Here is a 14920-nt window from a genome sequence, read left to right as displayed (position 1 = left end):
GTAATTCAGAGAATCGTTATTCCTGATCCAAATTATGGCATTAAGATGAGTTGTCGCTTAGAAACACGCTCTTGCAGTGTTTCCGTTTTTGTAAACATCCAACCTTCGATTCTGCAGAGGTCTACTAGATGAAGGCATCTTTTCAACAGGCTTATCTAAACTAGTGCTATCGGCCACAATTTCCAACTTTGAATGAAGGGGATGCATTGCGTGATCCATAAAGTCCTTCTTTGGAGTCTCCTTCTGGTCTTCCCTCGGACAGTTCTTCTTGCTGAGTCAAGCCTTCCTTCTAAACCTCAAATAGCGAAATAGCGGAACAACCGAAGATTCACTTAGTCTCCCCTTTATTGAACTCTATCAGTACAACAAAACAGATTTCTAAAGGAAAATAGGGTGAAGTATCGCTTGTGCAATACAGGGAGTCCTTTCAAGTCCTTGCAGAGAGGGCGATTGTGACTGTTTCTATGGCTGTGTTGTTTGATTGGCGAAGGGAAAAGGTTGGATTTGAACTGATAGGGGGTCACCCCATTGAACTTAACAATTTTAATACTGTTAAGATGGGGGGATTTATTCGTAGCCCATTTGGAAGTTTAATGGGGGGAGCTCGCCCTCTCTGGGTTCTTTACCTGAAGCAGCTTAAGTACAGATAAACTCACGCTTACCCCCTACTGCCGATTGGGCCATCCTAATCACGTTGAGCTCGATGTGAGTGTGTTCTATCCCCTTCTAAAAGGGGTTACTGCAATACGAACAAAATTTTTTCCTCCGGCTGAACTGGTTCTCTCCGTCAATGGTGGCCTTCAGTATATGTATTAGGTACAATGCAGGATGCGGGTTTCTTTGACGTTCTCGAGGAAGTATTCTCGCCCTCTCTATCATCGTTGGAGCTGCACAATCTTGAACGTATTCGCCTTCCTGGATGGACATCGATGTCTCCCGACATGGCTTGCTTACAGGTCTCTCCTTCGATGTCTATTTCCTATCAAGCGGTTATTTTTTATAATGTGCGCTTAGCTCTGCGAGAAAATCGAAAGGCGGATGTACTTAAATTTTGGCTGCTTCGGAATAGTTTGGTGGATCAAAGAATCACTGCATTCGAAGAACGAAAGTTCCATTCCATTGTGTGGGTATCTCTCGGTGATCTTGATCTATGCCAGGATGGATTTACTAAAGATGAGCGAGGTGGCGCTGGCTTATGGTCACTGGCTTTGCACGACTGGATTGTCCGCTCGATGGGGAAGGAGCATCCGCCTGAAAGCAGCTCTTCTTTTGGTGCTTTTGGAGTGCGTCGTCAACAGTGGCCTATCTCCCTGCGTGACATTTTGTCTATCCAAGAGCTCCGTTCGGTTAAATTCTCAGGGATTTCTTGCACACTCCCTGCACTCCTTCGCCTATGCAATAGCCAATGAGAGCAGTCCAGAGCAGCCCCTTCCGTCTTGGCCTTTGCCAGGCATTGGCTGTCTTACGTGTTGTCTCGCTATGAAACCAATGAATAGGTAATCTATCCACTCAAATCGTTGATCCCTTCTCAGGAATCAGATTATCGAAGATTTTGTCTGAAGAGCTGTATTTCATGTCGATCGGAGTTATCTTGAGAAGAACGTTGCAACCTTCCCAGAGAGAGGGGAATCACTGGATGCTCGAATTGAAAGATTGAGATGGTTGGCTGAGAAGAAAGGGGACAAGCTGGTGGCTCAGCTGCGTACAGATGCAAAACGGATCCCTTAATTTTGAATTTCATCAAGCAGCTGCTGGACAAACTTGAAACGGAGGACGGAGACATTCATCAAGAAAAATGCATCGTTATTGAAAGCTATCCGCCAATTGTTGGAATGGATAACTGCATTATCAAAACAGCATTTGACTTGTTCTTGTAGGGTAGAAGAATTGATAGGCTGCGTTCAGACGATGCTTGGTGGACTGAAGGAACTGGACACTTCCGTCAAAGGTAAGACGCGTGATCTTTCCACTTATTATGAAGCATTTGCAGTCAATATTCGGCTTGCACCAGCAGATCCATTGCCGTTCATCCCTTCCGTGCCGCAGCTCTCTTCTCCCTTTCGTCCTCTGGTTCTGGAACCTGTGGGGTATGGAGCGGATGGGGCTTTTGTATTTGGCTGGAGAATCTCAGATTATGCTGCGCGATCCTAGTGTTGAGATAAAGCAGCACCAAAAGGAGTTGCATTTCTCCTTAAGGCTCTTGCGGACACAGGCTAACCAGCGTGTACAACCAGATTCCAGAAATCAGGAGTCAGTCGCTGATTGCGATGCAGAAGATCAAGACCCCCGTCTCGATCAAAACTCATCCACGCGTGATTTATTCGGGAAGAGCGTAATCAGTGCCACGACTTCAAGTGGTGGCCCGTAGCCCTCGGATTGCCCAGTGTTTGATAGGTATGGATAAACCTGGTGCACTTCGTTGGACCTCTTTTGTCAATCCAGGTGTGGCTTCGGGACAAGAGAGCGGGCCTACGGAGTTGAGCAAGAGGGCTGCCTGCTTGATCAGCGTGCGTGTGTGCAGCATGTCCTTGCTGCTCCGTCTTATCGACTCAACGTTTCGAATGAAAGCTTTTGCATTATTGAATCGGTCTCGTGATTGAGCTTTAAGGAAGCGAACCACCCATCTGTTATTCTGATGCAAAGGGGTATCCTAACAGTTCCGGCGCAGGGATTCGAACCCCGATAAGAGGATCCAAAATCCTCTGTCCTGCCGTTAGACGACGCCGGAAAATAAGAACCTAATCGTATCAAGCATCTGGGACGCTGCGAATACAAAAAATGTTTTTTTCTATTCCAAGCGCCGAACCAAGATCGCCGTAATATTATCGGGTCCCCCTTTTTTGTTCGCTCGCTCAATAAGGTGGGAAACTGCATACGTTAGATAAGAGGTGCTGTCTACGATGTGGAGAAGCTCTTCATCCGAAACCGGTCCCGAGAGTCCATCCGAGCACAAAAGATAGATGTCGTTTGTCTCAGAACGATCGAAACATGTATCAACGTGGACTGTTTCTTTCATCCCCAGAGCCCTTACAATTACATTTTTGTGTGGGAAAAGAGCGATTTCTTCCTCTTTTATAAGATTCATTTTGATGTAATCGTTGAGGAGAGAGTGATCTTCTGTCAGCCGTTGAATCTGATGATTGCGGATTCGATAAACACGGGAGTCCCCTACGTGCGCAATGTACATTCCATTGTAGGCGGACAGCATGGCTACGATGGTTGTTCCCATGCCATGGCGCTGAGGATCCCTTTGGGCTCTTTCGTAGATGTGCAGATTAGCTAATCGAATCGCGGCGCTCAGTCGATTTTCTTCATACGCTTTGGTCCGATCCATTTTGTAGGGCCAGGTTCGATTTGGATCGGAAGCTGTGGCTTTGAAAAAGTCGTGAACCACTTCGATAGCCATTTGACTCGCGATCTCTCCTGAAGCATGGCCTCCCATACCATCTGTGATCATGTAGAGACCAGCTTCCTGCACCACAGCAAAAGAATCTTCATTGTGTGTTCGCTTGATACCCACATGCGTATCAGCAACTACTTCTACTCGCGCTGAATTGCTTACAACGACCTTTTGCATGATCTTGTGTTTTTTATGAGGGTTGACCAAATGAATCAACTTTCGTTGGCCCTTTGGAACTATCATAATCCTGTTCTCTTCTGAGAGGGAAGCTCAGAAACTCAAGTATTTATGAAGATACAAAAAGAGATAGCCCTGTCATGATGGGAGGTTGCTCAATCCCTAAAATAGTCAATAAGGTAGGGGCGATATCGCACAGCTTTCCACCCGTGCGAAAAGGTGGGAGAGGATGGCTTGTGGGGATGGGAATGTAGAGGAAAGGGACGGGGTTGAGTGTGTGGGCTGTATGGGGCTGTCCTGTTTCTGCATCAAGCATCAGTTCACAATTCCCATGATCGGAGGTGATAATGACTGCTCCATTTTTTGCTTGAGCAGCGTTTACAATACTGCCGATGGCTTGGTCCACGCTCTCTACAGCAGCGATGGCAGCTTGTAGAATACCTGTATGCCCTACCATATCCGGGTTTGCAAAGTTGGCTAAGATGAAGTCATATCGATCGCTTTCAATCGCATGAATGACAGCATCGGCTATCAGGGGAGCGCTCATGGCAGGTTGCTGATCATAAGTAGATATGCCCGTTGGAGAAGGGATAAGTATACGTTCTTCCCGTTCAAAGTGCTTTTCTCGGCCTCCGTTGAAGAAGTAGGTCACGTGAGCGTATTTTTCTGTTTCAGCACATCGCAATTGCTGGAGCCCATGACGCGCGATCACCTCTGGGAAAATGTCAGTGGGGTTCTCTTTGGGGAAAACGATAGGGAGGCCGAAAGAGGCATCGTAAGTGGTCATACAAGCATAGTGAGGAAAGGGGGGGTGTTCGAGGGGGGTCCGTGGAAATCTGTTGAAGGGTTGGATCGCAAGGGCTTCTGTGAGCTGACGCGCTCGATCTGGTCGGAAATTAAAATGGAATCCTATCCCTTCTGCTTGTACCCCCTGATACGTCCCAACGACGAAAGGTTCTACAAATTCGTCAGTTTTCCCAGTGTCATAGCTCGCTTTGATCCCTTGGATAGCAGTGGGAAATCGCATCCCTTGCCCATGCACAATCGCTTGATAAGCTTGGTGAATTCGCTGCCATCTGTGATCGCGATCCATCGCGTAGTAACGGCCTGATATCGAACCAATTCGACCTTTCCCTTCGAGTTTGTTTTCGAGCGCTTGGATGTATTTCAGAGCTGATTTTGGAGGGACATCGCGTCCGTCAAGAAATGCGTGCACCACCACAGCGACAGCCTGAGAAGCAGCGCGCTCGATCAGAAAGAAAAGATGTTCTAATGCACTGTGGACTTTCCCGTCAGATACCAGTCCGAAAATATGGAGTTCACGATGGACATTATGCGCTTGGTGAAGGAGATTCTGGAGCACTGGACTGTTGGCGAAGGATCCATTGGTGATGGCCTGGTCGATGCGACAGATATCCGTATGCATGACGCGCCCGGCGCCTATCGTTAGGTGTCCCACTTCGCTGTTTCCGATCTGTCCAGTGGGGAGTCCTACATCTGGTCCGCTGGCTCCAAGCAGTGTAGAAGGGTATCGGGCAAAAAGGCTATCGAGGTTGGGTGTATGCGCCAAGTGCACTGCATTGTTTTCGCGTTCTTTCCTTTCCCCAAATCCATCTAGTATAAGTAGAAGGAGTGGGCGTGGAGGTGGAGGAAGCAATTGGCTTGGGGTATTCATCGAAAGTGATTATATATCGTGAGACCGCTAAGCAGGATCGATTCTTTACTTGTTGGGAAGAATGGGAAGTGACTCAGGGACATGACCATTTTCGAGACTAGACGCGAACCTATTGCCTCGGAAAAGAGGGATTGGATCGCTTATACAGATGGTGCATGCTCAGGCAATCCTGGTCCTGCAGGAAGCGGTATGGTTGTCATTGACCCTGCTGGTAATCGATATGAAGGTTACGAATATCTAGGGGCTTCTACGAATAATATTGCTGAACTGACAGCCATTTTGCTCGCGCTTAAGTGGATCCCCCTTGATGCTTCCTACGTAACTCTTTATACAGATAGCCAGTATGCGATTGGGGTTCTCACCAAATCGTGGAAGGTCAAAGCCAATCGACTCCTCGTCCAAGAAATCAAACAAGCTCTTGCCCATCGTACAAGAACGCGTCTGGTTTACGTTCAGAGTCATGTAGGGATCCCCCTTAACGAACGAGCGGATGCATTGGCGCGGACGGCAATCCAATCGCAGCGATCAAATCCCCTCCCGCTATCCTCCTAAAACAAATGGCTTTTCTCTTTTGAAGATCACTTTTCCGACGCTTCAACCAGTCGACGAGCAAAGGTGTGGAAAGCTTTTTCTTCGATTTCTCTGATCTGAGGGAGGAGTGTTTGTTGAATGGGAAGTTGCTCCAGATGCCCGCGGATCTCTTCTAGATGTTTGGTTTCTTCACGAAGGATCGATTTGACTACAGTCGAGACACCGGCATCTGTCAGGATCGTGTGGTACACTGGATAGACGTAATGTGCGCGCTCTTCGATCACCAACGTTGTGAATAAGTAGTTAACCCATGTTTCGTGTGTATGAAGAACCTCTGCGATCCTCTTATCCACTTCTTGAAAGTAGGTGCGAGCAGCGTCTCCACAGCAGAGATCCTCTTCATCATAAGAGGTCAGCTGTCCATTACTCATCTTAAGAACCACCTTTTTTAGGATTTCAGCATGTCTGATCTCTTCGGAGGCATGGGTCAAGAGCTGCAAAGAGAAGGTGGTTTCTTGCTGACTCTTCAGGATTTTTCTGGCTCCTATGTACTCTAGCATGCTGAGTGTGTTGACGAACTTTGCGTGAAGATCAGGATGTTGAGGTAATTGATTTATAAATAGTTCAAATGGATTCATCAATCTGCTCTCTTTTAGCCAATGAAGTGGGAAATTAAGGTCGTGATTTAGAATAGAACGTTCTTAAAATAATCCGTTTTGCTTGTAGGAGTCACTGCGTTTCTTTGAAAACAAATCAATTGCTTGTTGTCAGCAAGGCAGTTGGGTAGGGAATTAATATGGATACCGACATCGTCGAGTCGAAAGAGGACGTTCAAAAAAAACGAATTTCCATCGTTGTCCCTGTTTTCAACGAAGCTGAAAATATTCAGGCGTTTTTTGACCACTGCGAGTCCATTACCCATGCGTTAAAAGAATTTGAATGGGAGTATTTTTTTGTCAATGATGGCAGTGCAGACTACTCTTTGGCTGTTCTTATCCGAGTTGCTGAGACGTGTCCTTATGTCAAAGTCATCGATCTCTCTCGAAATTTTGGTAAAGAAATTGCTTTGAGCGCTGGGATTGCTTATGCGCGAGGGGATGCAGTGATCTGTATCGATGCGGATTTGCAACATCCCCCTGAGTTGATCACAAAGATGGTCGACCTATGGAAAGGAGGGGCGGAGGTGGTGGTTGCGGTCCGTAAAAGTACGGAAGGGAAAACGATTGTTAGGCATTTGAGCGCCAAGGCTTTCCATTTTTTTATGAATTGCTTCGGAGAAATCGAAACGCTTCCTGGCAATACAGATTTTCGCCTGTTGGATCGCAAGGTATGTAATTCATTGCTCCTGATTCAGGAGAGGCAGCGTCTTTTTCGAGGGCTTGTGGATTGGCTTGGATATCGTCGCAAGATCATTGAGTTCGAGGCCAATGCCCGTTTTCGAGGGAGACCTACCTACCGCGTCAGTCGCTTGTGGGAGCTCGGTATCCAAAGCTTTTTGTCTCACTCCCAATTTCCTCTCCGCCTTGTGCTCTATATTGGCCTGTTTGTGACTCTGTTCAGCGCTCTCGCTTTGTGTTGGGTCTTTTTTGCGTTTTACATTGTGTCCACACAGTGGCACTATACTCCTCTCGCGAAAGCAGTTGTGTTCAATACCTTTCTGGTAGGCTTGCTGCTGGTTGCGATGGGAAGCATTGGTCTCTACATTGCGAAAATTCACAGCGAAGTGTTGAAGCGACCTCTTTTTGCAGTGAGAAGCACTTTTAATTGTGTGGAACAGAAGCAGAAAGAATGATAGATTCTTTGTTGTTGTGATGTGAGGTAGCAATACGTCGCAGTCAGGGCCATTGGCTTAATTGGTAGAGCAGCGGACTCTTAATCCGTTGGTTGAAGGTTCGAGTCCTTCATGGCCCACCCGTTTTCTTATACTATGATATGGGTGTTGCTTGCGCTGAGTTCCGATGACCACGTTGTCTGTTAATTTGAACAAAGTAGCACTTTTGCGGAATGCCCGAGGGGGTTGTTCTCCCGATCTGCTCGAAGCAGCGCGCCTGGTGATTGCTGCTGGAGTACGCAGCATTACCGTCCATCCTCGTAGCGATGGGCGTCATATTACGCTGGATGATGTGATTGCACTTCGCCATCTTCCACTCATCCGCGATGGTCAGGTTGAGCTCAATGTGGAAGCCGATTTGCGTCAACCGATTATTGACTTGGTGTCCTGTATTCGCCCTACTCAATATACGATTGTTCCCAGTGTCCCCGGGGAACTGACCTCCATGAGAGGGTGGCGCACGTATGATGATCAAGAACGCTTACGGCAAGTAGTTGCACGTCTCAAGTCAATCTGCCGCCTCTCTATCTTCTGTGATCCAGAAGAATCGGCGGTGGTTTTTCTCCAACAGACAGGGGTTCATGCGGTTGAAATCAATACACGCCTCTATGCTGAGTCGTGGGAACGTAAGGAACATGCTGCTCCTCTCGCTGAGATTCGAAAGGTGGCGCTTACGGCGGTACGGAGTGGCTTGCGTGTTCACGGGGGGCACGATCTGACTTTACAGAATCTCCCTGAACTGCTCGCTCAGGTACGCTTTGATGAGTTATCTATTGGTCATCATTTAATAAGCGAAGCTGTGTTGCTCGGTTTGGCACAGATCGTCCCCTCTTATCTATCCTTGATTGCTGAAAAAAAATCGTCTGTTTGCCCATGAGTGTCTCGCAACCCGATTGGTCTCCAGATTCCTGGCGATTCAAGTTGAATGCTTATCCGATTTCTTATTCCGATCCGTATGCCCTACAGGAAGTTGCAGTTCACCTTCGTAAGCTCCCCCCTCTTGTAGGTATCGCAGAGGTTAATTCCCTTAAGTCTCAAATTCGAGAGGCTCAACGAGGGGAGCGGTTTCTTCTCCAAGGGGGGCATTGTGCGGAGAGCTTCAAAGATTGTGAGCCTCGTTGCATTCTCAAGATGCTGGCCATTCTATTTCAAATGAGTTGTATGTTGAATCGGGGAGGAAGGCCAATTACGGTCATAGGGCGCCTGGCGGGCCAATATGCGAAACCCCGCTCCCGTTTTACTGAAATGCGTCAAGGGGTCGAGTTGCCTAATTATTTCGGCGACCTCGTCAATGGGGTGGAATTCTCAGCCTCTGCTCGGAATCCGGATCCCTTCCGATTGCTGCAAGGATATCAATGTGCAGCGCTGACGCTCAACTTCATCCGTTCTTTCAGCCGAATTGATATTCCTGCTGATGCCCATGTCATTTGGGATTTGTTTTTCGACGAGAAGGAAGAACCAGAAAACGGCATCGTCCTATCTCTTCCTTCATCCATCTCTTTCGCCCGATTGGTGTATTCGGCTGAGCGTTTAAAAAAGAGTTTCCTCACAGAATTAAAAAGACCTTTATCGCTCTTCATGAGTCATGAAGGTCTTCACTTGGAATACGAGTCAGCACAAACTTATGCGCTTCCTCACACAGGTCGATGCTATGACTTGACAACCCATTTCCCTTGGATTGGAGAGCGCACCAGACAATTGGAAGGGGCTCATGTAGAGTTCTTTCGAGGTGTGTGCAATCCTGTCGGAGTTAAGTTGGGGCCCCAGATACAAGGTGCTGATCTCATCGAGCTGCTCGATCGCCTCAACCCATCAAAAGAAGAAGGGAAAATGGTGCTCATCCCTCGATTGGGGCTTGCTCATGTAGAAAAAGTGCTCCCTTCTCTTGTCGATGGGATTAGAAAATCAAGGCACCCTGTTCTGTGGATGACCGATCCTATGCACGGCAATACCCACATTACTTCCCGCGGAATCAAGACCCGCCGTTTTGAAGACATTCGAAAAGAAGTCGAACTCTCCCTTCAAATCCATCGAGAGGGGAAGTCTTGTTTGGGTGGAATCCACTTTGAATTTGCCGGCGAAAACGTCACCGAATGCATTGATTCACAAATCCAAGAAGAAGACCTACTGAATCACTATTCCAGCTTATGCGACCCCCGTCTCAACCCATACCAAGCCTTCAATCTTATCGTTCATCTGTATTATTCACTTAAGTAATTCTCAATTCTCATAATTGATAGAATCTACCTGGGTATCCTCTTTCTGGGGTCGAGGAACTTTATATCCAATGGCACTCCAGTAAAGGCTTTCACTGAAAGCAATATCAACTAGCCCTACATGCTCCATTATAGCTTGGATCTGGTCTTTGGTGAAACGCTTTTCAATACGTGTTCCAAATCGGTCGAGGGAGTCTGTTCGCATCGTATAGAAGCTTTTGTCGCGATAGGCAGCTAGAGGGATATTATGGACATTGACTCCTGTATTTTCTAAGAATGCAGCTGAACGGCTGAGCGGGAAATAGACAGTGGCGGCAATAAGATCACAGCATAAGAAGCGTACTTTTGGTGGTAGGGATGAGATAAGTTTTCGTCCTATATCGGTGAGCATCCATAGTTTGCGAAACCACATGGGTCGATTTTCGAGTGCGTAGTATAGGTAGATGAGCATGGGGGCGCCTGGTTTTAATTTGCGCACACATGTTTCTAATCCCTTAATCGGTTCGGCTAAATGGTGGAGCACTCCTAAAGAATAGCCAAAATCCATTGATTCATCTTCCAAAGGCAGGTTGTGGATGGAACCGAGGTGAAATTGACAATTTGGATACTCTTTTAATGCTGCTTGGCTTGCTACTAGACAAGCTTCGCTAGCGTCAATGCAATGGAGTTTTCTGACACGGGGGGCAGCTAATTTAGCCCATCGCCCACTTCCACAACCAAAATCAAATCCTACAGCATTAGGAGGGATATCGTCCCATGGGAAGATACTGAAATAATGGTTGAATATGGTTTGCAGCTCGTTTTCTAGTTCTTGATCAGATTGATCGAAGCGGGTCCATTCCTCTCCGAAGCCATGAACGACTTTGAATTCATCAGGTTGTAAGTGGATAAGATTTTGATTTTTCTTTTGAGAATTCATGGTGGGCTTTTTTACTGATTATGATACATAGGTAAATAAATATATTCTGCTATCCACTTTGGGCTCTTTCTTTAGCTAAGAAGATTGACTAAATATTTTTTTTTTGCAAATTTATATAACTTTTTTAAAGCGAGCTTACGAGTTGGTGGATGGTCAGATGCGAGCCGAGCCCCTATTTTTAAGGCAAAAGGAAAGGGATCATGGGTTTCTATTAAGAAATGAATACAGCGAGCGTAGATAGGTCGCGGGATGCGGGGTGCGAGTTTTTGATAAATATTAGTCCATGGTTTCGATGAGTGATGAATGGAAAGCCATTTTGCAACAATAGATAAAATCGTTTGATTGTGACTCCTTTTTACAAGATGAATAAATTTACGAACATCAAAATTTTTATGCGTGATGATTTGTTCTACGTCTTGGATGGCCCACTTTTGAGCATAGATAAGTTTGTCTTTAAAAATGTTCATGCATAGTAAGAGAGCGTGTTGATGAATTTCTGGTTGAAGATGAGGAAAGCCAAATGGAGAAGTATGTTCTTTGGCTTGAGTAAGCATTTCTTCAACGGTAAGACTGCATACACCGGGTGGGCCTACTGTCGTTTCGACATCTATCTGGATGCCGCCAATTGACAAAATAATGTTTTTGTATTCTGGACAATAACGAAGGATTTTCCAACCATATTTGGAAGCAATGGAAAGCAATTTTCCAAGATCACTTTGAGATATGCGGATATCTACATCAGATAGCGTTCGTTTAAAAGGATCTTCGTATAGTAAATAACTAGTTAAGATTCCCTTAACAGGAAGTATTTTAATGGAATGAGTGTCACATGCTTTTTGAACTAAAGATAAGGCATGAACGGATGCATGATGTGCAATCCAATTGCTTGACATAGTGTAATTTATATCGATGTTTTTTTTTCGACAAGTATTATAATGATTTTTAGATAAAGGTTGCTGATTCATGTGTGGATTGGTGGGCATTTTAGATTCCTATAATCAGAATGAGGAAGAACTCAGTGTAACCATTAATCGTATGTCGTATGTGCTTTCACATAGAGGGCCAGATGACAGTGGTAGTTGGGTTGATCTCAAGGCGGGAGTTGCTTTGGGGTTTCGTAGGCTTGCTATTTTAGATCTTTCTTCAATTGGTTCGCAACCTATGCATTCTCATTGTGATCGATTCGTTTTGAGTTTGAATGGAGAAATTTACAATTTCTTAGATCTAAAAAAAGAACTCGAGCAGTATGGTCACCGGTTTAACAGCCGATCTGATACAGAGGTGGTTCTGGCTTGTATAGCACAGTGGGGTGTGGTGGAAGCTTGCAAGCGATTTGAAGGGATGTTTGCCCTAGCCTGCTGGGATAAACGAAATCAAATCCTTTGTCTTGCTCGCGATCGATTTGGCGAGAAACCCCTGTATTATGGCTGGGTTGGTAAATGTTTTGTCTTTGCATCGGAGCTCAAAGCTTTTTTATGTTTTCCTGGATTCGAAAAAAAAATTAGCCAGCACGCTGTCTCTCTTTATTTTACATATAATTATATCCCTACTCCGTGGTCTATTTATGAAGGAATATATAAGCTAGCTCCGGGTACAGTACTTGAGATGACTGCGAAGTCGTTTCCAAGTGCACGCTATGATGATTTTTCTAGAGCTCTTAAGCCTTATTGGTCGCTTCGAGAGGTTGTGGAAGATGGGATTGCTCATCCCTTTATAGGGACAGAAAAAGAAGCAGAAGAAGAGCTCCATCATTTGTTAAAACGGGCAGTGTCCAAGCGAATGTTGTCAGACGTGTCTGTGGGAGCCTTTTTGTCTGGTGGAATCGATTCTTCTTTAGTGGTGGCCTATGCTCAACAAATGGCTTCGTCTTCCCTTAAAGCTTTTTCAGTTGGATTCCATGAACAGAACTATAATGAAGCTCCTTATGCGAAACGAGTAGCTTGTTGTTTGGGAGCAGAGCTTATTGAGACCTATATGACGCCTCAGGATATGATCCGCATTGCTGCTAAACTTCCCTCTTTGTATGATGAACCTTTTGCAGATTCATCTCAGCTCCCCACTTATCTTGTCGCTGAACTAGCTCGACGTCATGTGGTTGTGAGTTTATCTGGAGATGGGGGCGATGAATTGTTTGCAGGATACCGGCATTATCAAAGGGCTCCTTTCCTCCGAAACTTATGGTGCACTTTTCAGATATTTCCGCAGGGTGTGCGAAAGTGCCTCAGTTATCTCATTGATCCTGTGTTTTTATCTGTTTGGAAATACGGTCACTCTTGCTTTGGATTGAATTCCTATTGGTTGAACGTATCTCCAGAGAAATTGAGAAAAACAGCTCAGCTTTCTATCCTGCTTCGTCCACAGGAAATTTATGGTTGTCTGAACGGAAATGTGGATATTCGCATATTTATGTCTTTTGTCGTTCCCAATTCTATCACTCCAATCGATCATCTAGAGACTTGGCCTAAAGGAATTACTCCTTCCGAAGAGATGATGTATGCGGACGCATCTATGTATCTTGTCGATGATATTCTAGTCAAAATCGATCGCGCTACCATGGCGCATGGCCTCGAATCAAGAGCACCTTTTTTAGATCGTCAGTTGGTTGAATTTGGATGGAGACTGCCTCTTGCTTTTAAACTGAAGAGGGGTAAAGGAAAACTTATTTTGCGAAATTTGTTATCGCGTTACTTGCCGACTAGACTCGTGGAACGGCCTAAGATGGGATTTGGGACACCAATTGGCATGTGGCTACGAGGTCCCATGCAAGAGTGGGTGAATGATATAATAATGTCGGACAGGTTGAATGAGAATGAATATTTACAAGCCCCTCAAGTACGTAATTTGTGGAAGAATTATATACAAGGAAAGAATCGTTTAGATTCTTTTTTGTGGACTATTCTTGTGTTTCAATTATGGCTTGATCGTTTATCAGGAAAGTCAATTGATTCCAACAGTTTAAGAAATACGCATTTCTCGTCAAACAGTTATAAGCGATGAAAATGATTGATAAATGTGTGAAGAGAGCTTTTTCTGTTTCTTAGTGAATGCAAATTGAGCAGCGTTTTCCCAGCCTTGTGCCATTTTTTTGATTGTGAAGCGTTCACATACACGCTTTTTCCCTGCTTGGCCTGCTTTTTTGGCAAGCGTGGGGCTTTGGAGATAGAAATTAAGTCCACAGGCCAACTCTGACTCTGAAGACGCATCTGCCAAATAACCTGTTACTCCGTGTACGACAAGTTGAGAAACGCCTCCTACATGTGTTGTAACCACTGGGAGACTACAAGCCATCGCTTCCATAATTGCTCCTGGTAATCCTTCGAAAGAAGAGCTAAGAACGAATATATCTGATGCGTTAAGTAAATCTGCAATTGCTGTTTGCTTGGTCTGTAAACCAATGAACTTGACATGTTGCTCCAAGTTCAATTGCTTTGCATAGCGACGGATTGAGTCTGAAAGAGGACCATCTCCTACCAATATCAAAAGAGTATTGGGAAATCGTTTGATGGTTCTGGAAAATGCTCTTAGGAGAAACGAATGTCTTTTTTGTGGATGGAAATGGGCTACACAAATAATAATTTTTTTATCTATAGGGAGTTCTAATCTTGCCCTTAATGTAGCTTGATCGTGATTTGTAGAAAAAAGAGCAACATCAATACCATCATCCGCCACCATTGATGAAGCTATTGAATAGTTATAACAAGCGAATAGATCAAGAGCTGCTTGTGAGTTGGATAGGACAAGGTCCGCATGAAATGACAAGTAGGCATGCATCCATCGGCGAAAAGGTGCGGCGGAATAATCTGCTCTTAATCCAATAACATGACCAGTATTTTTGTGTTTTTCGTTAGTCATGTAAATTAAATGAAATAGAAATCCTGCTCTAATTCCATAAGTAAAAATGACGTCATAACATCCATTATCTAATTCTTGCGTGACGCGAAGAAATTTTTGATAAAAATTAAATTTAGTAAGAGAAAGAACGCGATTCGCTATCTTTTGATAGAAAGGAACCATTATGTTTGCTCCTTCTAGAAAAATAACATCGTTAGAATAAGCAAGTGAGTTCATCGCTCCGATTGCGATCCATCCTTTTTTTTCTAGTCCTCCAGGATTTGATGAGCTAAAAATATGAAGTAGCTTTAATTTTTCCATAAAATAAAAAATCTATATT

15 protein-coding genes and 2 tRNA genes are annotated in these 14920 nt (G+C 45.0%); 10 read left to right on the top strand and 7 right to left on the bottom strand.

Annotated elements, in window-relative coordinates; all coding sequences use genetic code 11:
- Window positions 1-452: 452 nt before the first annotated feature.
- The 4 genes from BCY86_RS09060 to BCY86_RS09040 all read left to right on the top strand — a co-directional run bounded on the left by BCY86_RS09060 (window position 453) and on the right by BCY86_RS09040 (window position 2600).
- On the top strand, window positions 453-650 hold the full coding sequence (locus BCY86_RS09060) for a hypothetical protein (RefSeq protein ID WP_156865205.1): 198 nt from the start codon (window positions 453-455) through the stop codon (window positions 648-650).
- 279 nt (window positions 651-929) lie between these two features.
- Window positions 930-1409, top strand: coding sequence for a hypothetical protein (locus BCY86_RS09055; RefSeq protein ID WP_156865204.1), 480 nt, complete (start codon window positions 930-932; stop codon window positions 1407-1409).
- Between the two features lie 352 nt (window positions 1410-1761).
- Window positions 1762-2151, top strand: a complete 390-nt coding sequence (locus BCY86_RS09045) for a hypothetical protein (RefSeq protein ID WP_216636019.1) — start codon at window positions 1762-1764, stop codon at window positions 2149-2151.
- A gap of 188 nt (window positions 2152-2339) precedes the next feature.
- On the top strand, window positions 2340-2600 hold the full coding sequence (locus tag BCY86_RS09040; RefSeq protein ID WP_075277437.1) for a hypothetical protein: 261 nt from the start codon (window positions 2340-2342) through the stop codon (window positions 2598-2600).
- A gap of 57 nt (window positions 2601-2657) precedes the next feature.
- Here the strand turns inward: BCY86_RS09040 and BCY86_RS09035 are convergent.
- From BCY86_RS09035 to gpmI, 3 genes are all read right to left on the bottom strand, one after another.
- Window positions 2658-2728, bottom strand: a tRNA-Gln gene (locus tag BCY86_RS09035).
- A gap of 60 nt (window positions 2729-2788) precedes the next feature.
- On the bottom strand, window positions 2789-3577 hold the full coding sequence (locus BCY86_RS09030) for a Stp1/IreP family PP2C-type Ser/Thr phosphatase (RefSeq protein ID WP_075277677.1): 789 nt from the start codon (window positions 3575-3577) through the stop codon (window positions 2789-2791).
- A gap of 109 nt (window positions 3578-3686) precedes the next feature.
- On the bottom strand, window positions 3687-5252 hold the full coding sequence (gpmI, locus tag BCY86_RS09025; protein ID WP_075277436.1) for a 2,3-bisphosphoglycerate-independent phosphoglycerate mutase: 1566 nt from the start codon (window positions 5250-5252) through the stop codon (window positions 3687-3689).
- Between the two features lie 81 nt (window positions 5253-5333).
- Between gpmI and BCY86_RS09020 the strand changes: the two genes are divergently transcribed.
- Window positions 5334-5804, top strand: a complete 471-nt coding sequence (locus BCY86_RS09020) for a ribonuclease HI (protein WP_083604309.1) — start codon at window positions 5334-5336, stop codon at window positions 5802-5804.
- Between the two features lie 26 nt (window positions 5805-5830).
- On the opposite strand, the gene BCY86_RS09015 is transcribed toward BCY86_RS09020, so the two are convergent.
- On the bottom strand, window positions 5831-6421 hold the full coding sequence (locus tag BCY86_RS09015) for a ferritin-like domain-containing protein (protein ID WP_075277435.1): 591 nt from the start codon (window positions 6419-6421) through the stop codon (window positions 5831-5833).
- Window positions 6422-6579: 158 nt separating this feature from the next.
- On the opposite strand from BCY86_RS09015, the gene BCY86_RS09010 reads away from it, so the two are divergent.
- From BCY86_RS09010 to BCY86_RS08995, 4 genes are all read left to right on the top strand, one after another.
- A complete protein-coding gene (locus BCY86_RS09010) occupies window positions 6580-7575 on the top strand; it encodes a glycosyltransferase family 2 protein (protein ID WP_075277434.1) in 996 nt (331 codons plus the stop codon).
- 46 nt (window positions 7576-7621) lie between these two features.
- A tRNA-Lys gene (locus BCY86_RS09005) sits at window positions 7622-7694 on the top strand.
- A gap of 47 nt (window positions 7695-7741) precedes the next feature.
- The gene (locus BCY86_RS09000; protein ID WP_075277433.1) at window positions 7742-8491 is read left to right on the top strand and encodes a pyridoxine 5'-phosphate synthase; all 750 of its coding nucleotides are present in this window, start codon (window positions 7742-7744) and stop codon (window positions 8489-8491) included.
- Window positions 8488-9831, top strand: a complete 1344-nt coding sequence (locus BCY86_RS08995; RefSeq protein WP_075277432.1) for a 3-deoxy-7-phosphoheptulonate synthase — start codon at window positions 8488-8490, stop codon at window positions 9829-9831. The genes BCY86_RS09000 and BCY86_RS08995 overlap by 4 nt, the downstream gene beginning before the upstream one ends.
- Before the next feature lie 3 nt (window positions 9832-9834).
- On the opposite strand, the gene BCY86_RS08990 is transcribed toward BCY86_RS08995, so the two are convergent.
- Both BCY86_RS08990 and BCY86_RS08985 read right to left on the bottom strand, forming a co-directional pair.
- Window positions 9835-10749 (bottom strand): class I SAM-dependent methyltransferase, encoded by a 915-nt coding sequence (locus BCY86_RS08990; RefSeq protein ID WP_075277431.1) that lies wholly within the window; start codon window positions 10747-10749, stop codon window positions 9835-9837.
- Window positions 10750-10820: 71 nt separating this feature from the next.
- Window positions 10821-11732, bottom strand: a complete 912-nt coding sequence (locus tag BCY86_RS08985) for a nucleotidyltransferase family protein (protein ID WP_083604308.1) — start codon at window positions 11730-11732, stop codon at window positions 10821-10823.
- On the opposite strand from BCY86_RS08985, the gene asnB reads away from it, so the two are divergent.
- The gene (gene asnB / locus BCY86_RS08980; RefSeq protein WP_075277429.1) at window positions 11713-13746 is read left to right on the top strand and encodes an asparagine synthase (glutamine-hydrolyzing); all 2034 of its coding nucleotides are present in this window, start codon (window positions 11713-11715) and stop codon (window positions 13744-13746) included. The genes BCY86_RS08985 and asnB overlap by 20 nt on opposite strands.
- Here the strand turns inward: asnB and BCY86_RS08975 are convergent.
- On the bottom strand, window positions 13726-14901 hold the full coding sequence (locus BCY86_RS08975; RefSeq protein ID WP_075277428.1) for a glycosyltransferase family 4 protein: 1176 nt from the start codon (window positions 14899-14901) through the stop codon (window positions 13726-13728). The two genes, asnB and BCY86_RS08975, sit on opposite strands and share 21 nt — an antisense overlap.
- Between the last annotated feature and the right edge of the window lie 19 nt (window positions 14902-14920).

Origin of the sequence: Pajaroellobacter abortibovis, assembly GCF_001931505.1 — a bacterium.
Taxonomy (GTDB): Bacteria; Myxococcota_A; Polyangia; order Polyangiales; family Polyangiaceae; genus Pajaroellobacter; species Pajaroellobacter abortibovis.
Note: the sequence above shows the minus strand (reverse complement) of the source record. Positions and strands in the feature narration are given on the sequence as shown.